Source organism: Pseudomonas nicosulfuronedens (assembly GCF_005877905.1).
GTDB classification, from domain to species: domain Bacteria; phylum Pseudomonadota; class Gammaproteobacteria; order Pseudomonadales; family Pseudomonadaceae; genus Pseudomonas; species Pseudomonas nicosulfuronedens.
On record NZ_SWDV01000001.1, the window covers coordinates 38,816 to 60,558 of the forward strand.

Annotated in this window: 23 protein-coding genes; 12 read left to right on the forward strand and 11 right to left on the reverse strand. The window is 65.6% G+C overall.

Going from position 1 to position 21,743, the window contains the following annotated elements; translation table 11 throughout:
- The first annotated feature begins 17 nt into the window (after positions 1-17).
- The 5 genes from FAS41_RS00215 (at position 18) to ggt (ending at position 5,187) form a co-directional block, all read left to right on the forward strand.
- On the forward strand, positions 18-563 hold the full coding sequence (locus FAS41_RS00215; protein ID WP_138519725.1) for a twin-arginine translocation pathway signal protein: 546 nt from the start codon (positions 18-20) through the stop codon (positions 561-563).
- Positions 564-602: 39 nt separating this feature from the next.
- Complete coding sequence (locus tag FAS41_RS00220) at positions 603-2,198, forward strand: GMC family oxidoreductase (RefSeq protein ID WP_138519726.1); 1,596 nt, start codon at positions 603-605, stop codon at positions 2,196-2,198.
- 298 nt (positions 2,199-2,496) lie between these two features.
- Positions 2,497-2,976 (forward strand): pantetheine-phosphate adenylyltransferase, encoded by a 480-nt coding sequence (coaD, locus tag FAS41_RS00225; protein WP_024767001.1) that lies wholly within the window; start codon positions 2,497-2,499, stop codon positions 2,974-2,976.
- A 132-nt stretch (positions 2,977-3,108) separates the two neighbouring features.
- Entirely contained in the window at positions 3,109-3,360 is a 252-nt protein-coding gene (locus tag FAS41_RS00230; protein ID WP_138519727.1) for a YfhL family 4Fe-4S dicluster ferredoxin, read from the forward strand.
- A 123-nt stretch (positions 3,361-3,483) separates the two neighbouring features.
- Positions 3,484-5,187, forward strand: coding sequence for a gamma-glutamyltransferase (gene ggt / locus FAS41_RS00235; RefSeq protein WP_138519728.1), 1,704 nt, complete (start codon positions 3,484-3,486; stop codon positions 5,185-5,187).
- Here the strand turns inward: ggt and FAS41_RS00240 are convergent, their stop codons facing one another.
- From FAS41_RS00240 to nudE, 6 genes are all read right to left on the reverse strand, one after another.
- Complete coding sequence (locus FAS41_RS00240; RefSeq protein WP_138519729.1) at positions 5,188-7,035, reverse strand: Na/Pi cotransporter family protein; 1,848 nt, start codon at positions 7,033-7,035, stop codon at positions 5,188-5,190.
- A gap of 73 nt (positions 7,036-7,108) precedes the next feature.
- Positions 7,109-7,447 (reverse strand): multidrug transporter, encoded by a 339-nt coding sequence (locus FAS41_RS00245; protein ID WP_138519730.1) that lies wholly within the window; start codon positions 7,445-7,447, stop codon positions 7,109-7,111.
- 83 nt (positions 7,448-7,530) lie between these two features.
- Entirely contained in the window at positions 7,531-8,109 is a 579-nt protein-coding gene (locus tag FAS41_RS00250; RefSeq protein ID WP_138519731.1) for a lysophospholipid acyltransferase family protein, read from the reverse strand.
- A gap of 96 nt (positions 8,110-8,205) precedes the next feature.
- Positions 8,206-9,018, reverse strand: coding sequence for a bifunctional DNA-formamidopyrimidine glycosylase/DNA-(apurinic or apyrimidinic site) lyase (gene mutM / locus FAS41_RS00255; protein ID WP_138519732.1), 813 nt, complete (start codon positions 9,016-9,018; stop codon positions 8,206-8,208).
- Between the two features lie 116 nt (positions 9,019-9,134).
- Positions 9,135-9,953, reverse strand: a complete 819-nt coding sequence (cysQ, locus tag FAS41_RS00260) for a 3'(2'),5'-bisphosphate nucleotidase CysQ (protein ID WP_138520025.1) — start codon at positions 9,951-9,953, stop codon at positions 9,135-9,137.
- A complete protein-coding gene (gene nudE, locus FAS41_RS00265; protein WP_138519733.1) occupies positions 9,953-10,519 on the reverse strand; it encodes an ADP compounds hydrolase NudE in 567 nt (188 codons plus the stop codon). The genes cysQ and nudE overlap by 1 nt, the downstream gene beginning before the upstream one ends.
- A 126-nt stretch (positions 10,520-10,645) precedes the next feature.
- Between nudE and yrfG the strand changes: the two genes are divergently transcribed.
- A complete protein-coding gene (gene yrfG, locus FAS41_RS00270) occupies positions 10,646-11,308 on the forward strand; it encodes a GMP/IMP nucleotidase (RefSeq protein ID WP_138519734.1) in 663 nt (220 codons plus the stop codon).
- A 37-nt stretch (positions 11,309-11,345) separates the two neighbouring features.
- On the opposite strand, the gene lysM is transcribed toward yrfG, so the two are convergent.
- Entirely contained in the window at positions 11,346-11,783 is a 438-nt protein-coding gene (gene lysM, locus FAS41_RS00275; RefSeq protein ID WP_037018714.1) for a peptidoglycan-binding protein LysM, read from the reverse strand.
- 148 nt (positions 11,784-11,931) lie between these two features.
- Here lysM and FAS41_RS00280 point away from each other — a divergent pair, with 148 nt between their 5' ends.
- From FAS41_RS00280 to FAS41_RS00300, 5 genes are all read left to right on the forward strand, one after another.
- Positions 11,932-12,831, forward strand: coding sequence for a LysR family transcriptional regulator (locus FAS41_RS00280; RefSeq protein ID WP_138519735.1), 900 nt, complete (start codon positions 11,932-11,934; stop codon positions 12,829-12,831).
- Between the two features lie 93 nt (positions 12,832-12,924).
- On the forward strand, positions 12,925-13,761 hold the full coding sequence (fdhD, locus tag FAS41_RS00285) for a formate dehydrogenase accessory sulfurtransferase FdhD (protein WP_138519736.1): 837 nt from the start codon (positions 12,925-12,927) through the stop codon (positions 13,759-13,761).
- 29 nt (positions 13,762-13,790) lie between these two features.
- Positions 13,791-16,112 carry an FdhF/YdeP family oxidoreductase gene (locus FAS41_RS00290; protein ID WP_138519737.1) on the forward strand — a complete coding sequence of 774 codons (2,322 nt, stop codon included), beginning with the start codon at positions 13,791-13,793 and terminating at the stop codon, positions 16,110-16,112.
- A gap of 395 nt (positions 16,113-16,507) precedes the next feature.
- On the forward strand, positions 16,508-17,011 hold the full coding sequence (locus tag FAS41_RS00295) for a hypothetical protein (RefSeq protein ID WP_138519738.1): 504 nt from the start codon (positions 16,508-16,510) through the stop codon (positions 17,009-17,011).
- Positions 17,012-17,132: 121 nt separating this feature from the next.
- Positions 17,133-17,570 (forward strand): glycine zipper domain-containing protein, encoded by a 438-nt coding sequence (locus tag FAS41_RS00300; RefSeq protein WP_138519739.1) that lies wholly within the window; start codon positions 17,133-17,135, stop codon positions 17,568-17,570.
- Positions 17,571-17,629: 59 nt separating this feature from the next.
- Here FAS41_RS00300 and FAS41_RS00305 read toward each other — a convergent pair whose 3' ends face one another.
- Positions 17,630-18,169, reverse strand: a complete 540-nt coding sequence (locus tag FAS41_RS00305; RefSeq protein WP_246084794.1) for a DUF2087 domain-containing protein — start codon at positions 18,167-18,169, stop codon at positions 17,630-17,632.
- 274 nt (positions 18,170-18,443) lie between these two features.
- Between FAS41_RS00305 and FAS41_RS00310 the strand changes: the two genes are divergently transcribed.
- Positions 18,444-18,809, forward strand: coding sequence for a hypothetical protein (locus tag FAS41_RS00310; RefSeq protein WP_138519741.1), 366 nt, complete (start codon positions 18,444-18,446; stop codon positions 18,807-18,809).
- A gap of 16 nt (positions 18,810-18,825) precedes the next feature.
- Here the strand turns inward: FAS41_RS00310 and FAS41_RS00315 are convergent, their stop codons facing one another.
- The 3 genes from FAS41_RS00315 to FAS41_RS00330 form a co-directional block, all read right to left on the reverse strand.
- On the reverse strand, positions 18,826-19,260 hold the full coding sequence (locus tag FAS41_RS00315) for an acyl-CoA thioesterase (RefSeq protein WP_138519742.1): 435 nt from the start codon (positions 19,258-19,260) through the stop codon (positions 18,826-18,828).
- A gap of 7 nt (positions 19,261-19,267) precedes the next feature.
- Positions 19,268-20,425, reverse strand: coding sequence for an iron-containing alcohol dehydrogenase (locus FAS41_RS00320; protein ID WP_138519743.1), 1,158 nt, complete (start codon positions 20,423-20,425; stop codon positions 19,268-19,270).
- 308 nt (positions 20,426-20,733) lie between these two features.
- Entirely contained in the window at positions 20,734-21,528 is a 795-nt protein-coding gene (locus tag FAS41_RS00330) for a thymidylate synthase (protein WP_138519744.1), read from the reverse strand.
- Positions 21,529-21,743: the final 215 nt, after the last annotated feature.

The following is a 21,743-nucleotide window of genomic DNA, read 5'->3' on the forward strand; positions in this document are numbered from 1 at the left end:
CAGGTGAAACAATAAGAATGACAGACACCTCCCTCACCGCGCCGGGCCTCTCCCGGCGCGGCGTGCTCAAGATCGGCCTGCTGGGCGGCGCCTTCCTCGCCACGGCGGGCGTCACTGCCAGCCTCAGCGGCTGTTCCGCCAGCACCCCGGCCAGTGGCTTTGCCGTGCTGCGCGACTCCGACCTGCCTTTCCTGCGTGCGCTCATTCCGGTGATGCTGGCCGGCGCCGTGCCCGCCGAACGCATGGCCGAGGCAGTGAAAGGCACGATCCAGAGCCTGGACAACAGCCTCAACCACCTTTCCCCGGAAATGCTCAAGCTCACCGTGCAGCTGTTCGACGTGCTCGCACTGCCGATCACCCGCGGGCCGCTCACCGGCATCTGGGGCAGCTGGGACAACGCCAGCGCGCAGGACGTACAGAACTTCCTGAATCGCTGGCAGAACAGCTTCATCTCCCTGCTCAAGATGGGCCACAGCTCGCTGCTGCAACTGGTGATGATGGCCTGGTACAGCCGCCCGGAATCCTGGGGCCACTGCGGCTACCCCGGCCCGCCGAAAATCTGATACCGCCAGAACAACAAGAATTCGCCTGAGAGATTCCCGATGCCCGTACCCGATCTGTTCGCCGAGGGCCTGGCCCGTGGCTGGAAAGTCCACGATGGCTCACGCCTGGACAAGGACCTGACCCTGGAGGCCGATGTCGTCATCGTCGGCACCGGCGCCGGTGGCGGCACCACCGCCGAAGCCCTCAGCGCTGCCGGCTACAAGGTGCTGCTGGTGGAAGAAGGCCCGCTCAAGACCAGCACCGACTTCAAGATGCAGGAGTCCGATGCCTACCCAAGCCTTTACCAGGAAGGCATCGGCCGCATGAGCAAGGATGGCGCCATCACCATCCTCCAGGGCCGCGCCGTGGGCGGCACCACCCTGGTCAACTGGACCTCCAGCTTCCGCACCCCCGAACCGACCCTGGAACACTGGGCCAAGGAACACGGCGTGAAGGGCCACAGCGTCGCCGAGATGGCGCCCTGGTTCGCCAAGATGGAAGAGCGCCTGGGCGTCGCACCCTGGATCATGCCGCCCAATGCCAACAACGATGTGATCCGCAACGGCTGCGAGAAACTCGGCCTGCACTGGAAGGTCATTCCGCGCAACGTCCGTGGCTGCTGGAACCTCGGCTACTGTGGGATGGGCTGCCCGACCAACGCCAAGCAATCGATGCTGGTGACCACCATCCCGGCGACCCTGGAAAAGGGTGGCGAGCTGTTGTTCCTGGCCCGCGCCGACCGCCTGCTGCATGACGGCAGCAAGGTCAGCGGCCTGGAGTGCTCGGCCATGGACGAACGCTGCGTCGCTCCCACCGGCCGCAAGATCACCATCAAGGCCCGCCACTACGTGCTCTCCGGCGGCGGCATCAACACCCCGGCGATCCTCCTGCGCTCCAAGGCGCCGGACCCGAACGGCCGCGTCGGCCAGCGAACCTTCCTGCACGTGGTGAACTTCAGCGCGGCCACCTTCGACGAAGTGATCAACCCCTTCTACGGCGCGCCGCAGTCGATCTATTCCGACCACTTCCAGTGGGACGACGGCGCCACCGGGCGCATGTCCTACAAGCTCGAGGTGCCGCCGCTGCAACCGGCGCTCAGTGCCACCCTGCTGGGCCGCTTCGGCGAGGACAACGCACTGCGCATGGAGCAGCTGCCGCACACCAACGTGATCCTGGCGCTGATGCGCGATGGCTTCCATCCGGACAGCGCGTCGGGTTCGGTCAGCCTGCGCGGCGACGACACCCCGGTGCTCGACTACCAGATGACCGACTACACCTGGGACGGCATCCGCCGCGCCTTCCACACCATGGCCGACATCCAGTTCGCTGCCGGCGCCAAGGCCGTGCTGCCGCTGCATGCCGACGCCGGCTACGTGAAAAGCGTCAAGGAGGCACACGAACTCATCGATGGCCTGAGCCTGGAGCTTTACCGTACCCGCCTGGGCAGCGCCCACGTGATGGGCGGCTGCGCCATGGGCGAAGACGCGAAGCAGTCGGTGTGTGACAGCCTCGGCCGTCACCACCAGCTGGAAAACCTGTCGATCCACGACGGCTCGCTGTTCCCCACCAGCATCGGCGCCAACCCGCAGCTCTCGGTCTACGGCCTCACTGCGCAACTGGCTGATGCCCTGGCCAAGCGCCTGGGCAAGGCCTGAAGCGATTCCCCGACCATCCGCGCGCGAGGGTTCTTCGTAGGAGCGAGCTTGCTCGCGAACATTCTCCGCTGCGGGACTGGTTCGCGAGCAAGCTCGCTCCTACAAGGGTTCCCGCGAGAAATTCAGCGCACAGGCTCTGGCACGGGACCTGCGCGTGACTCATTGGTCTCTCGCCGGCTATCTCAGGTAGTCCGTTCACAGAAGCACTACCAAGGTCGCTTGGCCCCACGGACATGCTGCGTTACCATCCGCCCGCTATTGCACCAGCCTGCCAACAAGAGCCGACCAGGACGCCGCGATGAATCGAGTGTTGTACCCGGGTACCTTCGACCCCATCACCAAAGGCCATGCCGATCTGGTCGAACGCGCCTCGCGACTGTTCGACCAGGTGATCATTGCCGTCGCCGCCAGCCCCAAGAAGAATCCCCTGTTCCCGCTGGAACAGCGTGTAGAGCTGGCCCGCCAGGTCACCTCGCACCTGCCCAACGTGGAAGTCGTCGGTTTCTCGACGCTGCTCGCCCATTTCGCCAAGGAACAGAACGCCAACATCCTGCTGCGCGGCCTGCGCGCGGTGTCGGACTTCGAATACGAGTTCCAGCTGGCCAACATGAACCGCCAGCTCGCACCTGATCTGGAAAGCATGTTCCTCACGCCGTCGGAGAAGTACTCCTTCATCTCCTCGACCCTGGTGCGCGAGATCGCGGCGCTGGGCGGCGACATCACCAAGTTCGTGCATCCCGCGGTGGCCAGCGCCCTGGCCGAGCGCTTCAAGCGCTGATCCACATGCCGCCAAGGATGGCGGTTTCCGTCAGCTGACTCCCTGACTGCGTGCACTACGCGCGCCGATACGGCACAATTTCACCATTGTGCTAATGATCGCCATGGCTGCCGTCATGGTTGGAGTTGTTCGATGTCCCTGAAAATCACTGACGATTGCATCAACTGCGACGTCTGCGAACCCGAGTGCCCCAATGCCGCGATCTCTCAGGGCGAGGAGATCTACGTCATCGACCCGAACCTGTGCACCGAGTGCGTCGGTCACTATGACGAACCGCAGTGCCAGCAGGTCTGCCCCGTCGACTGCATCCCCCTCGACGAAGCTCACGTCGAAAGCAAGGATGAGCTGATGGAGAAGTACAAGAAGCTCACCGGCAAAGCCTGACTTCGCGCGTTTCGACACTTTTTCATTGAGATCTCACAAACCTGCGGCGCTGTGGATTGTCTATCCTCCACCTTCGCCCCGTTTGGTTTTCCAGCCGGCAACGCCGGCGGTTCGTGAGATGCCATGTCCCTGTTGAACTCCCGCACCCGCGCCTCCCTGCTCGGCTTCTGCAGCCTCCTGCTGCTCAGCTCCGCCCTGCATGCCGCGGAACATCCGGCCCAGGCCAGCGTCGCCAGCGCGCACCCATCGGCTACCGTGGCCGGCCTGGAAACCCTCGCCGACGGCGGTAACGCCTTTGACGCCGCCGTCGCCATTGCTGCCGCGCTGGCGGTGGTCGAGCCTTACGGCTCCGGACTGGGCGGCGGCGGTTTCTTCCTGCTGCGCAAGGCCGGCAGTCCGCCGACCTACCACTTCATCGACGCCCGCGAGCGCGCCCCGTTGGCCGCCCACGCACGGATGTACGAGCGCAACGGCAAGGTCGATCCGCAGCTGTCGCTCAACGGCCCGCTGGCCGCCGGTATCCCCGGCCTGCCTGCCGCCCTGGCGGACATCACCAGCCGCTACGGCCGCAAGACCCTGGCAAACAACCTCGTACCGGCGATCCGCCTGGCCACCGACGGCGTGTCCATCGACCGCATCTACATCGACCGGGCGTCCTGGCGTCTGGATGCCATGCGTGACGACCGCGAGACCGCGCGCATCTTCCTCGACCAGGGCAACCTGCCCGAGGAATACAGCCTGATGCGCCAGCCGCAGCTGGCCAACACCCTGGAAAAACTGGCGCGCTACGGCCGCATCGGCTTCTACGAAGGCGAGACCGCACAGAAACTGGTCGAGGGCGTTCGCGCCGCCGGCGGCGTCTGGAGCCTGGAGGACCTCGCCAGCTACCGCACCGTTGAGCGCCAGGCACTGCGCTACCCGCTGTCCGACGGCCGTGAACTGATCAGCGCCCCACCACCCTCGGCTGGCGGCGTCGCCCTGGCGCAAAGCCTGGGCATGCTTCAGCAATTGCCGTGGCAGAAGGCCGAGCCGGTGCAGCGTGCGCATTACGTGGTGGAAGTCCTGCGCCGTGCCTACCGCGACCGCGGCCTGCTGGGCGACCCGGACCGCGTCGCCAATCCGGTCAACCAGTTGCTCGCACCGGACTACCTGAAACGCCTGGCCGCCGGTATCGACCCGCAGCGCGCCACGCCCAGCTCCAGCCTGCCGCCGGCACCAGCCTGGCGCGAAGGTGACCACACCACCCACTTCGTGGTGATGGACGCCGATGGCAACGCCGTGGCTGCCACCCTCTCGGTCAACCTGCCCTTCGGCGCGGCCTTCACCGTGCCCGGCACCGGCGTGCTGCTCAACGACGAGATGGACGACTTCGCCACCGACGTCAGCGGCGCCAACGCCTACCAGTTGGCCGGCAGCCAGGCCAACGCCGTGGCCGCCGGCAAGCGTCCGCTGTCGAGCATGAGCCCGAGCTTCATCGAAAGCCCCACGGAACTGGCCGCCTTCGGCACCCCCGGCGGCAGCCGGATTCCCAGCATGGTGCTGCTGGCGATGCTGGATTACCTGGACGGCAAGCCGGTGCAGCGCTGGGTGTCCTCGCCGCGCTACCACCACCAGTTCCTGCCCGATGTGATCGAGCACGAGCCACGCGCCTTCACCGCTGCCGAAATGGCTGACCTGCAGCGCCGTGGCTACACGCTCAAGGACGTGGGGCGCGCCTATGGCAACCAGCAGGTGCTGCTGTGGAACAAGAAGTCCGGCGAAGTGCAATCCGCCAGCGACCCGCGCGGTATCGGCCTGGCGACCGAGCTGGCAGCGCCGCTGCGCTGATCAGGGAAGGATGAGGCCAGGCGTCTCATCCTCGCCGGGCTCGAACAAGCCGTGCTCGGTGCCCAGCTGCAGGACATTGCGCAGGCTCTGGATGATGCGGCTGACATAACCCAGGTCGTTCATCAGCGAACTCATCTGCAGACCGTCCAGCTCGTGGCGGCGCACGGCGGCGAACAGCCGCTGACGGAAAGCACCGTCGAACTCGGCGGCGCTTTCATCAAGCAGTTGCAGACGTGCCTGCAGGGCCTCCTCCGGCAGTTCACCGCCGATCAGCGAGCCCACTGCGCGCACTTCCCGCAACATGGCGATCAGGTGATGGCGCAGCTCGACATAGGTGTCACGCAGCGCAGAGGGATCGCCTTGCAGGGCCTGGCCGAGGTTCTTCTGCAGGTGCTTGGCATCCTTCACCGCATCCACCAGTTGCAGCGCCACCACCTGGCAGGACAACCAGAAGCGCTGGTGTTCCTCATCCAGTGGCACCTCCAGGCGCCCCATGAAACTCAGCAGATCGCCATAGACGCCCTTGATGTGGCGCTGGTAGAGCACCTCCGCGCTCAGCGCATGGCGGTCTGGAGCGGCACGCAGTTCGGCTTCGTCCACACGGGGCTGGGTGAGCATGTCCACCGGCAGATAGAGGGCATGGCAGATCACCTCGATGCTCAACCGCCCCAGGTGACGCAGCTCCTGGAGTACCGCGCTGGCAGCGGCATCGGCCGAATCCAGCGCGCGCTCGTTGAGGTAACGTGCGTGGGTACGCTCGATGGTCGGCATGGCGGGCGCCATGTCGGTGATCAGCACCGCGGGCTCTTCGACTTCCGGCAGCCAGCGCACCAGCGCATTGGCCAGCGCACCCTGGATCGGCCAGAACAGCGCAACGCCCATGCCATTGAACAGGGTGTGGAACAGCGCCAGCTGGATCATCGGGTTGTCCGCCAGCCCCAGCGGCGTGACCAACCAGTGCACCAGCCAGGTCAGTGGCGACAACAGCAGGAAGGCCAGCACCCCGGTGACCACGTTGAACAGCACGTGCGCCAGCGCCAGGCGTTGCCCGCTGCGATTACCGCCCAGGGAACCGACGAAGGCCGTGGTCACACTGCTGCCCACGTTGGAACCGATGGCAATGGCCAGGCTCTGGCCCAGCTCCAGCTGCCCGCCCGCCAGCGCGGCGAGGGTCAGCATCAGCGTGGCGTGGCTCGACTGCAGGACCACCGTGACCAGCAGGCCGAACGTCACGAACAGCAGCGCGCCGAGCAGGCCTTCCGAGCGCAGCTCGCTCATGTCCATGGCATCGCCGAAGCTGCCGAAACCTTCCTTGATCTGGTCAATGCCCAGGAAGATGAAGGCGATGCCCAGCAGAATGCGCCCGGCGGCCTTGCTCTTGGCGCCGTTGAAACCCAGCAGGATGCCGAACACCAGCAATGGCAGCGCCAGCGGACTCAGGCTGAGGTTCTGCCCGGCCAGCGCCAGCAGCCAGATGCCGCTGGTGGCGCCGAGGTTGGCGCCGAAGAGGATCGCGATGCCACCGGCCAACTGGATCAGCCCGGTGCTGATGAAGGCGATGGTGAGCAGGGAAACCAGGGTCGAGGATTGCAGCAGGAAGGTGCCGAAGAGACCGAACAGCAGGCTCTTGCCGCGAGTCGCGGTACTCTTCTCCAGCCAGCGCTCGAGCTGGCTGCCGGCCAGGTCGCGCAGGCCTTCTTCCAGGCACTGCATGCCGAACAGGAACAGCGCCAGGCCCGCCCCCAACTGCAGCAGACCGGCGCTGGACCAGAAGGTGTAGCCCAGGATGACCGCGACCAGCAGCAGAAGCAGCGGGCGCAAGTGCTTCTTCAGGCCGCTCAGGTTCATGGGCTACCTACGGGACTTGCCCGGCAAGCCGGGCTGGCGAGGCGGCCGCGCCGCCCCGGAACAGGACGACGGATCAGTCCTTCTTGTAGCCGCTGGTAGTGCAGCCCAGGCAGCGCACAAAGGCAGCCTTGCCCGGATCGACGACCAGCGCCTGTCCCGCTTCCTTGACGTTGCCACCAGCCGCGCTGAACGGCAGGGTCACCACGAAGGCAGCGGTACCCACCACAGTGGCAGCGATCAACAATGGGCGAGCGATCAGCAGGTCGCCCATCATCGAGTAGAACGGCGGGGCCGAGACGACATAGGTCGGATCGCCGCTGACGTTGCTCACTTCTTCCTGAGCAACGGCCGGCAACACCGAGAATGCACAGACCAGGGCCATTGCAGTGGCGGCGGTGCGGAACACGTTCATGGAGGGAAGTCCTTTTTTGTGTAGTTGGGCAGGCAGACTGCCATAACTATAACAGCGCTCCATGACTTGTCGCGTGACAGCCTTCAATCGCCGAAGAATGCGTATTCGGGCTTTTTCGGCACGAAAGGTCGATAGAAAGCCAGCATGCGACGCAAGTCGGCCGACTCGTCGCCGGTTGGCCAGAACGGCTCGCCAATGACGATGCGCCGTCCGGGGTAATCCAGCGCCGCGAGCACGATGGGTACGCCCGCGCCACGGGCGATGTGGTAGAAGCCCATTTTCCAGCGCTCGACCTTCTTGCGCGTGCCCTCCGGGGAGAGGATCAGCATCATCTCGTGGTTGTCGCGGAAGGCCTGGATCGCCTGATCCACGGTGTTGAGCTTGAGATGGCGCTGGATCGGAATGCCACCCCAGCGGCGCATCAGGCCGCCGAAGGGCGCGCGAAAAATGGTGTGCTTGCCGAACCAGCGGGCATTCAGACGCAACACGAACTTGACCGCGAGAAACAGGATGAAGTCCCAGTTGGACGTATGGTGTGCGCCAATCACCACGAACTTGTCGAGCGCAGGCAGTGTGCCGTCGATGCGCCAGCCGGACGCACGCAGCATGGTATGGCCGAGAGCCTCGGCGAAGGGATTGCGGGGCAGATAATTGCCGGACATGGATCACCTGAAGGCCCCTCTTCGGGGGCCCTTGTTGTTATGGCAGAGGGGTGGATCGGGCAGATCAGGGCGGCAGCTTAACGGCCGCCCAGGGTCTCAGCGTTGGCAGCGCGAACAGTAGACACTGGCGCGCTGGCCGAGGCGCACTTCGCGCAGGGTCGAACCACAGACCTTGCACGGCTCGCCGCCGCGCCCGTAGGCGAAGAGTTCCTGCTGGAAGTAACCGGGTTGGCCGTCGCCACCGACGAAATCGCGCAGCGTGGTGCCGCCGCGTTCGATGGCAATGGCAAGGATGCGCTTGATCTCCTGGGCAAGCTTCACATAACGCGCCCGCGAGATGGTTCCGGCCTCGCGGCGCGGGTCGATGCCCGCAGCGAACAGCGCCTCGGTGGCGTAGATGTTGCCCACGCCGACTACCACGGCGTTGTCCATGATGAAGGGCTTCACCGCCATGCTGCGGTTGCGCGACAGCTGGAACAGGCGCTCACCTTCGAAAGCATCGGTCAGCGGCTCCGGGCCGAGATGACGCAGCAGCTCGTGTTCCAGCGGCGTCAGGCTCCAGAGCAGCGCGCCGAAGCGGCGCGGGTCGGTGTAGCGCAGCGCCATGCCCGATTCAAGCTCGATATCCACATGCTCGTGGCGCGCCGCCGGCGTGCCGCATTCCACCAGTCGCAAGCTGCCGGACATGCCCAGGTGGCTGATCAGCGTCCCCACCTCGGCATTGAGCAGCAGGTACTTGGCGCGCCGCTCCACCTGCACGATGCGTTGCCCGGACAGGCGAACGTCCAGGTCCTCGGGGATCGGCCAGCGCAACCGGCGCTCGCGCACGATCACTCGGCTGACGCGCTGGCCCTCGAGGTGAGGCGCAATGCCTCGGCGGGTGGTTTCGACTTCAGGTAATTCGGGCATGGATCACGACTGCATGGGAGCTTTTCTGTAGGAGCGAGCTTGCTCGCGAACGCGACCACCGGCAACCCCGAAGTCAAGCGGGTTCGCGAGCCAGCTCGCTCCTACAATCTGTGAGATCAGTCCAGCGCGCGAGCCAGCTGGATCAGGTCTGCGCGCCAAGGCGCCGCCTTGGGCAGCGCCAGGAAGGACTCGTTGAGGAGGCTCTCCCGCGCGTCATAGGTGAAGGGCTCGCCGCGTACGTCCAGTACTTCGCCGCCTGCGCCTTCCAGCACACCCTGGGCCGCTGCGGTGTCCCACTGACTGGTCGGCGCCAGGCGCGGGTAGCAATCCGCCGAGCCTTCGGCCAGCAGGCAGAACTTCAGCGAACTGCCGATGCTGGCCAGGTTCAGGTCACCGAAGCGCTGCGCCAGGCCGGCCAGCAGGCTTTCCTGCTGCGGGCTGGAGTGGCGCTTGCTGGCCACCACGGTGAAGACGTCTTCCGGGCTGGTGCGCACTTCAATGGCTTCGGGCTCGCCATCACGCTCCTCGCGCCAGGCGCCCAGACCGGTGCCGCCGTAGTAGCAGCGGCCACTGGCGGGGATGCCGACCACACCGAAGACCACGCGACCATGCTCGATAAGCGCGACGTTGACAGTAAATTCGTCACTGCCGGAGATGAACTCCTTGGTGCCGTCCAACGGGTCTACCAGCCACCAGCGGGTCCACTGGGCGCGCTGCTCCAGCGGAATGTCGCAATCCTCCTCGGACAGCACCGGCACATCCGGCGCCAGCGCGCGCAGGCCGTCGGCCAGCAGGCGGTGCGCTGCCAGGTCGGCGGCGGTCACCGGCGATTCGTCGGCCTTGCTCTGGACATCCAGGTCGCCCTGCCAGAACGGCAGGATCACATCGCCCGCCTTGTGCACCAGGTCGATCACGGCGGGCAGGAAAGCATTCATCACGGCTGGAATTCCCCTCGTTGAGTCAGCAGGTCGCGCACCAGGTAGAGCGCGGCCAGGGCCCGTCCTTCACTGAACTGGGCATTCTGCGCAAGGCTGGAGAGCTCGCGCAGGTTGATCTTGTCCACGCCCATCGGCTCGGGTTCGTCACCGGGCAGCGACTCTTCGTAGAGGTCGCGTGCCAGCACCACCTGGATGCGCTGGCTCATGTAGCCGGGAGACAGCGACAGCTCGGTGATGTACTCGAGCTGGCGGGCGCCATAGCCGGCCTCTTCCTTCAGCTCGCGGTTGGCGGCGTCGAGGATGTCCTCGCCCGGCTCCACCAGGCCCTTGGGCAGCGACAGCTGGTACTCGTCGACCCCGGCGCAATATTCCTCGACCAGCACGGCATGTTCGGCATCGAGCATGGCGATAACCATTACCGCGCCGTAACCCTGCCCCTTGCCCACCAGGCGTTCGTAGGTACGCTCGACGCCATTGGAGAACTGCAGCTGCAGCTCCTCGACGGCGAAGAGCCGACTTCTGGCAACGATCTCTCGGGCGAGGACCGCGGGTTTCTGACGCATGGGGCAACTCCTGGGGGTGGCCGGGTCGGCTATGATAACCCGCCTTTTCCGATTCTCCGTGTCAGATATCGCGCCGATTCCGTCCACCGGCGGCACAATTGCGACACCCTTTTGCGAAAGCCCAGCATGCCACGCCTGCCCTGGAACCAGATCGATACCGTCCTGCTCGACATGGACGGCACCCTGCTCGATCTGCATTTCGACAACCACTTCTGGCTCGAACACCTGCCCCAACGCTACGCCGAGCACCATGGCATCAGCCGCACCCAGGCCGACGCCGAGCTACTGCCGTTGTTCCGCGACAACGCCGGCCAGCTCAACTGGTATTGCCTGGACTTCTGGAGTCGCGAGCTGAAGCTGTCGATCATGGACCTCAAGCGCGAGGTCGCCGACCTCATCGCCCTGCGTCCGGACGCCGACCTGTTCCTCGCGGAACTGCGCCGACACGGCAAGCGCACGGTGCTGATCACCAACGCCCACCGCGATTCGCTGTCGCTGAAGATGCAGCGGGTGGAGCTGTCGCCCTGGTTCGACCGGCTGATCAGCTCCCATGACTACGGCTTCCCCAAGGAAGACCAGCAGTTCTGGCAGGCGCTGCACTCCGACGTCGGCTTCGACCCGGCGCGCAGCCTGTTCATCGACGACAGCCTGCCGATCCTGCGTGCCGCCCGGACCTTTGGCGTCGCTCAGCTGCTGGCCGTGCGCCAGCCGGACAGCCGTCAGGGGCCGAAGGACACCGAGGAATTCGCCGCCCAGGAAGACTATCGGGCATTGATCGAGGGGCTCTAGAAAGAAAGAGCCCGGCGCTGGGCCGGGCTCGTGGACTTCATTCCGGAATCCGCAGCACCTGGCCGGGATAGATCTTGTCCGGATGGCTGAGCATCGGCTTGTTCGCCTCGAAAATCTTGTTGTAGAGATTGGCGTTGCCGTACTCCGCCTTGGCGATGGCGCTGAGCGTGTCGCCTTTCTTCACCGTGACGAAACGCGCCTCCGCAGCTGGCGTGGCAACGGTGATGTGATCTTCGACACCCGATACGCCGGCGACGTTGCCCAACGCGAGCAGGATTTTCTCCTTCTCCTCCTGGCTGGCCACTTCACCGGTGGCAATCACCTTGTCGCCCTCGACGCTGACCTGGATGTTCGGGTTACCCAGGCCCACCTTGGCGATGTGGTCCTTGAGCGATTCGGCGGCCTGCGCCTCCTGGCCCACAATGCTTTCCCACAGTTTCTCGCCGGCTTCCTTCACAAACGCAAAAATGCCCATTTCCAACCTCCCTACGGTTACAGTGACAGGCGGCCGGCATTGGGCAGACCGCGCGCCCCTGGAGTCTAGACGGCGACTTCCGCATCGCCTGACGGAAAAGTCCTAATCCCGCCACGACCCGACAGAACGCCCCGGAGCCTTCCCGCCGATGGATATCAAGCAGCTGAAATTCCTCTGCGCTTTGGACGAGACGCGGCACTTCGGTCAGGCGGCGGCGCGCTGCCATGTCACCCAGCCAACCCTGTCCATGCGCCTGCGCAGTCTGGAGGAAGAACTGGGCCTGGAACTGGTGCGCCGAGGGCAGCGCTTCGAAGGTTTTACCGAAGCCGGCGAGCGTGTGCTGGCCTGGGCGCGCAGCCTGCTGGCGGCCCATGACGGACTCTACGCCGAAGCGGCCGCCTGCCGGGGGCAACTGGTCGGCACCCTGCGCCTGGGCCTGGTGCCGCTGGCGGGGTTCGACCCCATGCAACTGATCGAGCTGTTTGCCCAGCGCCACCCGGAACTGCGCTTCCAGTTGTTCGCCCTGAGCTCGGAGAAAATCCTCGAAGGTCTTGGCCGCAACCAGCTGGACCTTGGCCTGTCGTACCTTGACCGCCTCGACCGTGAGCACTTCGAAAGCCTCGAACTGGCCGCCACGCGCATGGGCCTGCTGCACGACCGCCGCCATTTCCAGATCGACCGTCCGACCCTGAGCTGGGACGCCTTGGCGGAGCTGCCGCTGGGCCTGCTTTCGGCCGGCATGCACTTTCGCCAGTCCATCGACCATGGCTTCCGCAGTCGAGGCCTGACACCCCAGGCGCGCCTGGAGACCGATGCCGTGCACCAACTGGTGCAGGCCGTGGAGCGCGGCCTGTGCTGCGCGATCATGCCCCTGGGCAGCGGGCTGGACACCCAGGGCGAGCACTTCGTCCTCACCCCGATAGAGGACGCACGCACGCTGTCGCCGCTGGGCCTGATCCTGCGCCGCAGCGAACCGCGCTCGGCGCTGGCCGAGGCCTGCTTCCGCGAAGCGACGGCTCTGCTGGGCAGCGATCCTGTCGGCCGATAAACCGCATCTATCACAACATCGACAGCAGCCATTAGACGCTGCCCCGGCATCGGCATAGGCTGATTGCATTACTAGAACCACAGGGCTCAGCCCATGCCTTGCCAGATCCCCCGCCCGGCCTCCGCCGAGGTCCGGGAAACCGTCGCGTGCTCAGACGGTTATGCCTACGCCGAACTCACCCCCGACGGCGACACCGGTCGTGCCGCGCTGGCCGACGAGATCGCCCTGGCCATTGCCTACAACGGGCTCAGCCAGGCGGTGATGATGGTTTCGCCCGGCGACCTGGAAGACTTCGTCCACGGTTTCAGCCTCGGCGCCGGCCTCATCGAGTCCATCGACGATATCTATGACGTTCGCCTGACAGTCCACGGCGACGCCATCGCCGCCGAGGTGCAGGTCAGCAATCGTGCCTTCTGGGCGCTCAAGGACCAGCGCCGGCAACTGGCCGGCAGTACCGGCTGCGGCCTGTGCGGCGTCGAGGCGCTGGATCAGGCGCTGCCCGACCTGCCGATGCTGCCGTCAGCGCAGTTGCCGCCCGCCGCGCACCTCGAACACCTGCGTGAACGGGTCAACGCCGTCCAGGAGATCGGCCGCCGCAGCGGCGCCCTGCACGCCGCCCTGTTCGTCGATGGCGCTGGCGAGATTCGCCTGTGCCGCGAGGATATCGGCCGCCATAACGCCCTCGACAAGCTGATCGGCGCGCTCAAGCGCCAGCGCCTGGACCTGGCCGGCGGTTTCGCCGTGGTCACCAGCCGCTGCAGCCTGGAACTGATCCACAAGGCCGTACGCGCCGGGCTGCCAACCCTGGTCAGCCTCTCCGCACCGACCGCACTCACCGTGCAGTGGGCCCGCGAGCACAACCTGAACCTGATCCACCTGCCGCACCGCAGCGCGCCGCGCATCTACAGCCCGGCCCCGCCAGCCGCCTGAACGCCCGCATTCGAAGATAAAGAGACCCCATGAGCCTGCAGCAAGAGAATCCCCGCTACCAACCCTACAAGGGCGCAGCCGCCGGTTGGGGCGCGCTGATCAGCGTCACGCGCTTCTGGCTGGACAGCAAACAGCCGTTCAAGAACCTGCGCGCCCTGCTCAAGACCAACCAGAACGGCGGCTTCGACTGCCCCGGTTGCGCCTGGGGCGATTCTCCGGAAGACGGCCGGGTGAAGTTCTGCGAGAACGGCGCCAAGGCAGTGAATTGGGAAGCCACCAAGCGTCGCGTCGACCCTGCCTTCTTCGCCCGTCACAGCGTCAGCTCGCTGCGCGAGCAGAGCGACTACTGGCTCGAGTACCAGGGCCGCCTGACCGAGCCGATGCGCTACGACCCGGCCACTGACCGCTACCAGCCGGTCACCTGGGACGATGCCTTCGCCCTGATCGCCCGGCACCTTAACGCCCTGGAAAATCCGCACCAGGCCGAGTTCTATACCTCGGGCCGGGCCAGCAACGAAGCGGCGTTTCTCTACCAGCTGTTTGTCCGCGCCTTTGGCACCAACAACTTCCCCGACTGCTCGAACATGTGCCACGAAGCCAGCGGCGTCGCCCTGGGCCAGAGCGTCGGGGTCGGCAAGGGCAGCGTGACCTTCGACGACTTCGAGCATGCCGACGCCATCTTCGTCTTCGGCCAGAACCCCGGCACCAACCATCCGCGCATGCTTGAACCACTGCGCGAGGCGGTGAAGCGCGGCGCCCAGGTGGTTGCCTTCAACCCGCTGAAGGAGCGTGGTCTGGAGCGTTTCCAGCACCCGCAGCACGCACTGGAAATGCTCACCAACGGCTCCGAGCCGCTCAACACCGCATTCTTCCGTCCCGCACTGGGCGGTGACATGGCCGCCATACGCGGCATGGCCAAGTTCCTCCTGCAATGGGAACGCGAAGCCCAGGCCAAGGGCGAGCCGGCGGTGTTCGATCATGCCTTCATCGCCGAGCACACCCAGGGCGTCAACGCTTACCTGTCCGCCGTGGACGACACCCGCTGGGACCACATCGTCCAGCAGTCGGGCCTCAGCCTTGAGGAGATCGAGCAGGCCGCGCTCATGTACCGCCGCGCCGAACGGGTGATCGTCTGCTGGGCCATGGGCATCACCCAGCACCATCACTCGGTGCCGACCATCCAGGAACTGGTCAGCCTGCAACTGCTGCGCGGCAACGTCGGCCGCCCCGGCGCCGGCCTGTGCCCGGTGCGCGGCCACAGCAACGTGCAGGGCGACCGCACCATGGGCATCAACGACCGCCCCCCGGTCGCGCTGCTGGATGCCATCGAGCGCCGCTTCCAGTTCAAGGTGCCGCGCGAGAACGGGCACAACACCGTCGAGGCAATCAACGCCATGCTCGATGGCAAGTCCCGGGTGTTCATCGGCCTGGGCGGCAACTTTGCCCAAGCGACCCCGGACAGTCCGCGAACCCACAGTGCCCTGCAAAGCTGCGCGCTGACCGTGCAGATCAGCACCAAGCTCAACCGCAGCCACCTTACCGTAGGCGGCGACGCGCTGATCCTGCCGTGCCTGGGCCGCACCGACATCGACCGCCAGGCCGAAGGCCCGCAGGCGGTGACCGTGGAAGACTCCTTCAGCATGATCCACGCGTCCTTCGGCCAGCTGGAGCCGTCGTCGAAGCAGATGCGCTCCGAGCCCGCCATCATTGCCGGCATCGCCAAGGCCACCCTGGGCAACCACCCGGTGGACTGGGACGCGATGATCGCCAACTACGACCGCATCCGCGACCTGATCGCCGACACCATTCCCGGCTTCACCGACTTCAACCGTCGCGTGGCCAATCCGGGCGGTTTCCACCTGGGCAACTCCGCCGGTTCGCGGCGCTGGAACACGGCCAGCGGCAAGGCCAACTTCCACCACCATCCGCTGCCGGCGGACCTGGTCCACGCGAAGATCCGCGAGACCGGCCAGGAGCCGCACCTGATCCTGCAGACGCTGCGCTCCCACGACCAGTACAACACCACCATCTATGGCCTGGATGACCGCTACCGGGGCGTGCGCGGCCATCGTGAAGTGGTGTTCGCCAACGAGGCCGACATCCGCCGCCTGGGCTTCGAGCCCGGCGAGAAGGTGGACATGGTGTCGCTCTGGTCCGATGGCGTGGACCGTCGTGTCAGCGGGTTCACCCTGCTGGCCTACGACATTCCGGCTGGCCAGGCCGCCGCCTACTACCCGGAGACCAACCCGCTGGTGCCGCTGGACAGCCACGGCGTGGGCAGCCACACGCCAACCTCGAAGTTCGTTGCTATCCGCTTCGAGAAGGCGCGGCCGAGTCTGCGGATCGTCTGACCTGAGGCATTGATGCTCCTTGTAGGAGCGCCCCATGGGCGCGATCGCGGGCATGGCCCGCTCCTGCAGGAGAACTCTGCGCCTGCAGGCAACGACCGTCCTACGGAAAATCCCGCTTGATTTGCGTCATGTCAGAAGAGGATGAAAGGTAAACTCGGAAGGGCCAGGGCACTTTTCGTGAAAAGCCATCATTTCAATGGCATTTTGTGAGAAATTCACGTGAAAAATGGAACCCTGGAATAACACTCAGACCGCCCAAAATCGAAAAAGTTCTGACCATAAATCAAATACTTGCAATATTTGATGAAAGTCGTGTTACTCGTCGGAACCCCCTTGTCAGAGCCTTCGCACGAACCGAGGATCGCCTCCAACATCCACACAGAGAGATCCTCTCTATGAAGTACTCCTCGATGCTCCTGTTGTCCCTTGCGCTGGTGGGTGGCACCGCCTTCGCGGACGGCGACACCCGTGCCGGCGTCGGTGGCGCCCTGGGCGGGGTATTGGGCACTGCAGTCGGCCAGGCGGTCGGCGGCAGCACCGGCGCCGCCATCGGTGGTGGCCTCGGCGGTGCGGCTGGCGGCGCCATGGGCGCACGCCGCGGCAACAAGACGGAAGCCGCGATCGGCGGCGGCCTGGGCGCAGCCGGCGGCCAGGTCCTCGGCAACAAGATGGGCGGCACCACCGGTGGCCTGATCGGCGCAGCCCTGGGCGGCGGCGCGGGCGGCGCACTGGGCAACCACTATGCCGATAGCAACCGTGACGACGATGACGATTACGATGGCCGCCGCGGTTACCGCCATGCGCGCTATGACGATCGTCGCTACGACCGCCACTGGCACGACAACGGCCGCCACCGTGGCTGGTACAAGAACAAGCACCACCGTCGCCACTGGGATTGATCCGCGGCATAGCTAACCGCGATCAGTCCACGGAAACGACGACTGACAGCCGGGCCTGATTGCCCGGCTGTTTTGTGTGCGGGACAATTCTCTAGATACTTCCTACATTCAGGTTCGCAACATGCGTAAGACTCTTTCTGTTCTGGCACTGGCCCTCCTGGCCAGCCACGCCGTGGCCGACGATACCAAGACCGCCATCGGCGGCGGCATCGGCGGTGCACTGGGCAACGTGGTCGGTGGCGCCCTGGGCGGTTCCACCGGTGCGGCCATCGGTGCCGGCGTAGGCGGTGCGGCTGGCGGCGCGATGGGCGCGAAGAATGGCAACAAGACCGAGGCAGCCATCGGTGGCGGCCTGGGCGCAGCCGGCGGCTCGGTCATCGGCAACAAGGTCGGTGGCTCCACCGGCGGCGCCATTGGCGCGGGCCTGGGCGGTGCAGCCGGCGGCGCGCTGGGTAACCACCTGGCCGACGACAACGATGATGACCACCACAGCAGCAACAAGAGTCATCACAAGGGCAAAGGCCACTACAAGCACAAACACAAGCATCACGACGACTGACGGATGCCTGCGTGAAAAAGCCCGCCTATTGGCGGGCTTTTTCGTTCAGCACCGACGAGTCAGGCGCAGTTCGGCAGACAAGACAGCAAGGCCCCAAGCTCTGCGGGTGGGCGCCGCTCGATACGCCGGTACTCGCCACCATCCTCGGTGCGCGCAAGCCAGCCGCCATCCACCAGCGCCCGTCGCAGCAGCAGGTGGTCGCCCAGGCTTTCCTGAGCCCGCAAGCGTTCGTTGAGCTCGCGCTCGCTCCAGCGCTGGCGCGCCGGCAGTCGCGACCACAGTACCCAGAGGCAGGCTTCGCGGTGGCTGTGCTTCTTCGGCCAACGGTGCAAGCAGCCGGCGACGTCGAAATAGCGCCGCCATTGCTCGATGCGGCGAAAATCCACCACGGCCTCGGGCTCGCTTTCGCGAGCCAATCTCGCCTCGGCCTGATGACTGGCGTGCAGCGCCTGGTAGTTGCGGAAGCCCACCGCGCGGGCCAGCAGGTTGAGCAGTTCGACATGACCGGGGCGCTCGGGCGACTCGTCGAGCTGGCGCGCCAGCGATTTCGCCAGGGCGGAGATGTCGGGGGCGTGATAGGGCAAGCGTTGCCTGGACACAGTGCAATCCTCGTTGCGTGCCAAGACCTCGCGCAGGAGGTTATCGGGGGTCGCCGTATTCCGATGCGGCACTGGGAAAGTGTGTCGGATCGTCAAAAGTGCGGGGAACCGCGCGGCAGGTTTAGCGCTCTCCATACGGAGGCGGCGACGCCTGGGTGAACTGCCGACCGGCGGCCAGCATAGGCCGGACGCATCCCCGGGACAAGCCCCGTATCATCCCGCGAGGCTGGTATAGGCTTGGCGGGGAGGGATCACTGCCGACAAGGAGTTACTCGTGAAAGCTCTTGCTGCCGCCGGTCTGCTGTTGGCGCTCTGCGCCGCACGGACCGCGTACGCCGGGGACTGGCAGGTCTGCCAGCTGGAAGTGGAGATCACCGGAGCGCTCAAGCTGCCCGTGCGCGGCCTGGAAGGCCGGGTGGAGTCGGCCAAGCCACGGTCGGCGGGGACCGAATGCCCGAGCCCCGGCGAGCTCATCGCCTTCGAACCCGAAAGCGCGGACTGGCAAAGCCGCATCCCGCGCCAGCATTGGCCGGCGCCGGGCCAGCGGATGTGGATGCGTTACCAGTACCTGGACGGCATCTGCAAGGGCGATGGCACAAGCCGGCCGTGCCGGATCGAACATTACCCGATGGGCTGGTGACCGGCGTCGAGGCGGATCAGCCCCGCACCAGGACTTCCATCGCCTCGCGCAGCGGCGCCGGAATCGACACCGGCCGGCTGCTCGCCCGATCCACGAACACGTGCACGAACTTGCCTGCCGCGCAGGCCAGCTCTTCGCCCGCGCGGAAGATCGCCAGTTCGTACTGCACCGAGCTGTTGCCCAGCTTGCCCACCCGCAGTCCGACCTCGATGCGCTCGGGGAAGGCCACTGGCGCGAAGTAGTCGCAGCTCGAACTGACCACGAAGCCCACCACGTCGCCGTCATGAATATCCAGGCCGCCTCGCTCGATCAGGTAGGTGTTCACCGCAGTATCGAAGAAGCCGTAGTAGGTCACGTTGTTCACGTGGCCATAGATGTCGTTGTCGTGCCAGCGGGTGGTGATCGGCTGGAAGTGTGCGTAGTCGGCGCGGCTGGGGTGCTGTTCGCTCATGGGGTACTCAGAAGGCGGCTCGGTAGATGGCCAGCGCGTCGCTCTCACTGACCTCGCGGGGATTATTCACCAGCAGGCGCTGCTGCAACATGGCATCAGCGGCCAGGCGCGGCAGGCTGTCTTCCGGTACGCCGGCATCCCTCAAGCGAGAGGGCAGGCCGCTACGGGGGCTGAGATCGGCCAGTTCGGCGATGAATTGCTCGGTGCGGTCGGCATCGCTGCGCAGGCGCTCGCCCAGCAGTAGCGGCGCCAGTTCGGCGTAGAGCGGGCCGGCGTTGGGCGCATTGAAGCGGATCACCTCGGGCAGCACCAGTGCATTGCTCAGGCCGTGGGGAATGTGGAAGTGCCCGCCCAGTGGGTAGGCCAGCGCATGCACGGCAGCCACCGGAGCGTTGGCGAAGGCCTGCCCGGCCAGGCAGGCACCCAACAGCATGGCTTGCCGCGCTTCGCGGTTGCGGCCGTTGTGCACCGCCTCGTCGAGGTTCAATGCCAGCAGGCGCAGCGCCTCGCGGGCCAGCAGGTCGGACAGCGGGTTCTTCTTCAGCTTGCTGGTATACGCCTCGATGGCGTGGACCATGGCGTCGATGCCGGTGGCGGCGGTGACCGCAGGCGGCAGGCCGAGGGTGAGGTCGGCGTCGAGCACGGCCAGGTCCGGCAGCAGGTGCGGGCTGACCACCCCCATCTTGGTGGTCTCGCCGGTGGTGACGATGGCGATAGGCGTGACTTCCGAGCCGGTCCCCGCGGTGGTCGGTACCTGAATCAGCGGCAGGCGCGGGCCACGGGCGTTGCCGACGCCGAAGACATCTTTCAGCCCTTGAGCCGCCTGGGGGTGAGCCAGCAGCGCGACCAGCTTGGCGACATCCATCGAGCTACCGCCGCCAAAGCCGATCACCAGTTGCGCGGCCATCCGGCGCGCCTGATCCGAGGCTTCCAGCACGATGCTTTCCGGCGGGTCGGCCAGCACCTGGTCGAAGACTTCCACCGCCACGCCAACCGCAGCAAACCCCGGCAGCACGCCGTCGAGCATGTTCAGGCGAGTGATACCAGGGTCGGTGACGATGAGCACGCGCTGGGCGCCGCGTTCGCGGCAGAGTTCACCCAGGCGGGCGGCGGAACCACTTTCGCAGAGGATCTGCGCCGTGGTGGCAAAGCTGAAAGGCTGCATGACGGTCCCCGGTCTTGTCGTTGTACTGCGGAAAATCCGTAGGCCGCTGCTCAGCGGCCAGCCGGGGGAGCATAGCAATGCGACGTCAATTCATGAAACCTCGTCCCGCCAGGCGAAACAGTTATTCACGGAATGAATAGGGAGGCACGATGCGCCAGAAGGCGCAGGAGCGGATTCATCCGCGGCTGATTTACGTGGAAATCGAGCAGGCCAGTTGCACATCGTGGGCAGGCCAGCTTCTGCGAAATCCGCGATGCAGAAACGAAAAAGGCCGGCATTGCGCCGGCCTTTTCTTCATCGAGGACAGGTCAGACAGCAACCGGTGCCTTGATGTGCGGGTGGGCTTCATAGCCGACCAGTTCGAAGTCCTCGAAGCGGAAATCGAACAGGTCCTTCACCTCAGGGTTGATCTTCATGGTGGGCAGCGGCAGCGGCTGACGGGTCAGCTGCAGGTCGGTCTGTTCCAGGTGGTTGGCGTACAGGTGGCAGTCGCCGCCGGTCCAGATGAATTCGCCCGGCTGCAGACCGGCGACCTGCGCGACCATCAGGGTCAGCAGCGCATAGCTGGCGATGTTGAAGGGCACGCCGAGGAAGATATCGGCAGAGCGCTGGTACAGCTGGCAGCTGAGCTTACCGTCGGCCACATAGAACTGGAACAGCGCATGGCACGGCGGCAGCGCCATCTCGTCGATCAGCGCGGGGTTCCACGCAGAGACGATCAGGCGGCGCGAGTCGGGGTTGTTCTTCAGCATCTCCATCAGGTTGGCGATCTGGTCGATGTGGCGGCCGTCCGGCGCCGGCCAGGAGCGCCACTGGTAGCCGTAGACCGGTCCCAGGTCGCCATTCTCGTCGGCCCATTCGTCCCAGATCGAGACGCCGTTTTCCTTCAGGTAGGCGATGTTGGTCGAACCTTTGAGGAACCACAGCAGCTCATGGACGATCGATTTGAGGTGGCACTTCTTGGTGGTCACCAGCGGGAAACCTTCGGCGAGGTCGAAGCGCATCTGGTGGCCGAACACGCTGTAGGTGCCGGTGCCGGTGCGATCGCTCTTGAAGGTGCCGTGTTCGCGCACATGGCGCATGAGGTCGAGGTACTGTTTCATCGCTGTGGTTTCACCCAAAAGCCGGGCGGCAAGGCTCTGCGGCGCGGCTCCGGGTTGGGCCGCGGGCAGAACCAATCGCCCGGCAGAATCTGAACAAGCGGCAATACTAAGGGCCTGGGCACGCTATCGCCAGTCCGACCGACGGACCGACCGCGTGGCCGATGGAAGCACCCAGCGTCACGATTCAAGCGGCGACAGACCGCGCTCCCCAACCG

What these genes read in the sequence shown, in the direction of transcription:
- FAS41_RS00215 (WP_138519725.1), top strand. Translation starts at nt 18, where the DNA reads ATGACAGACACCTCCCTCACCGCGCCGGGCCTCTCCCGGCGCGGCGTG.
- FAS41_RS00220 (WP_138519726.1), top strand. Translation starts at nt 603, where the DNA reads ATGCCCGTACCCGATCTGTTCGCCGAGGGCCTGGCCCGTGGCTGGAAA.
- coaD (WP_024767001.1), top strand. Translation starts at nt 2,497, where the DNA reads ATGAATCGAGTGTTGTACCCGGGTACCTTCGACCCCATCACCAAAGGC.
- FAS41_RS00230 (WP_138519727.1), top strand. Translation starts at nt 3,109, where the DNA reads ATGTCCCTGAAAATCACTGACGATTGCATCAACTGCGACGTCTGCGAA.
- ggt (WP_138519728.1), top strand. Translation starts at nt 3,484, where the DNA reads ATGTCCCTGTTGAACTCCCGCACCCGCGCCTCCCTGCTCGGCTTCTGC.
- FAS41_RS00240 (WP_138519729.1), bottom strand. Translation starts at nt 7,035, where the DNA reads ATGAACCTGAGCGGCCTGAAGAAGCACTTGCGCCCGCTGCTTCTGCTG.
- FAS41_RS00245 (WP_138519730.1), bottom strand. Translation starts at nt 7,447, where the DNA reads ATGAACGTGTTCCGCACCGCCGCCACTGCAATGGCCCTGGTCTGTGCA.
- FAS41_RS00250 (WP_138519731.1), bottom strand. Translation starts at nt 8,109, where the DNA reads ATGTCCGGCAATTATCTGCCCCGCAATCCCTTCGCCGAGGCTCTCGGC.
- mutM (WP_138519732.1), bottom strand. Translation starts at nt 9,018, where the DNA reads ATGCCCGAATTACCTGAAGTCGAAACCACCCGCCGAGGCATTGCGCCT.
- cysQ (WP_138520025.1), bottom strand. Translation starts at nt 9,953, where the DNA reads ATGAATGCTTTCCTGCCCGCCGTGATCGACCTGGTGCACAAGGCGGGC.
- nudE (WP_138519733.1), bottom strand. Translation starts at nt 10,519, where the DNA reads ATGCGTCAGAAACCCGCGGTCCTCGCCCGAGAGATCGTTGCCAGAAGT.
- yrfG (WP_138519734.1), top strand. Translation starts at nt 10,646, where the DNA reads ATGCCACGCCTGCCCTGGAACCAGATCGATACCGTCCTGCTCGACATG.
- lysM (WP_037018714.1), bottom strand. Translation starts at nt 11,783, where the DNA reads ATGGGCATTTTTGCGTTTGTGAAGGAAGCCGGCGAGAAACTGTGGGAA.
- FAS41_RS00280 (WP_138519735.1), top strand. Translation starts at nt 11,932, where the DNA reads ATGGATATCAAGCAGCTGAAATTCCTCTGCGCTTTGGACGAGACGCGG.
- fdhD (WP_138519736.1), top strand. Translation starts at nt 12,925, where the DNA reads ATGCCTTGCCAGATCCCCCGCCCGGCCTCCGCCGAGGTCCGGGAAACC.
- FAS41_RS00290 (WP_138519737.1), top strand. Translation starts at nt 13,791, where the DNA reads ATGAGCCTGCAGCAAGAGAATCCCCGCTACCAACCCTACAAGGGCGCA.
- FAS41_RS00295 (WP_138519738.1), top strand. Translation starts at nt 16,508, where the DNA reads ATGAAGTACTCCTCGATGCTCCTGTTGTCCCTTGCGCTGGTGGGTGGC.
- FAS41_RS00300 (WP_138519739.1), top strand. Translation starts at nt 17,133, where the DNA reads ATGCGTAAGACTCTTTCTGTTCTGGCACTGGCCCTCCTGGCCAGCCAC.
- FAS41_RS00315 (WP_138519742.1), bottom strand. Translation starts at nt 19,260, where the DNA reads ATGAGCGAACAGCACCCCAGCCGCGCCGACTACGCACACTTCCAGCCG.
- FAS41_RS00320 (WP_138519743.1), bottom strand. Translation starts at nt 20,425, where the DNA reads ATGCAGCCTTTCAGCTTTGCCACCACGGCGCAGATCCTCTGCGAAAGT.
- FAS41_RS00330 (WP_138519744.1), bottom strand. Translation starts at nt 21,528, where the DNA reads ATGAAACAGTACCTCGACCTCATGCGCCATGTGCGCGAACACGGCACC.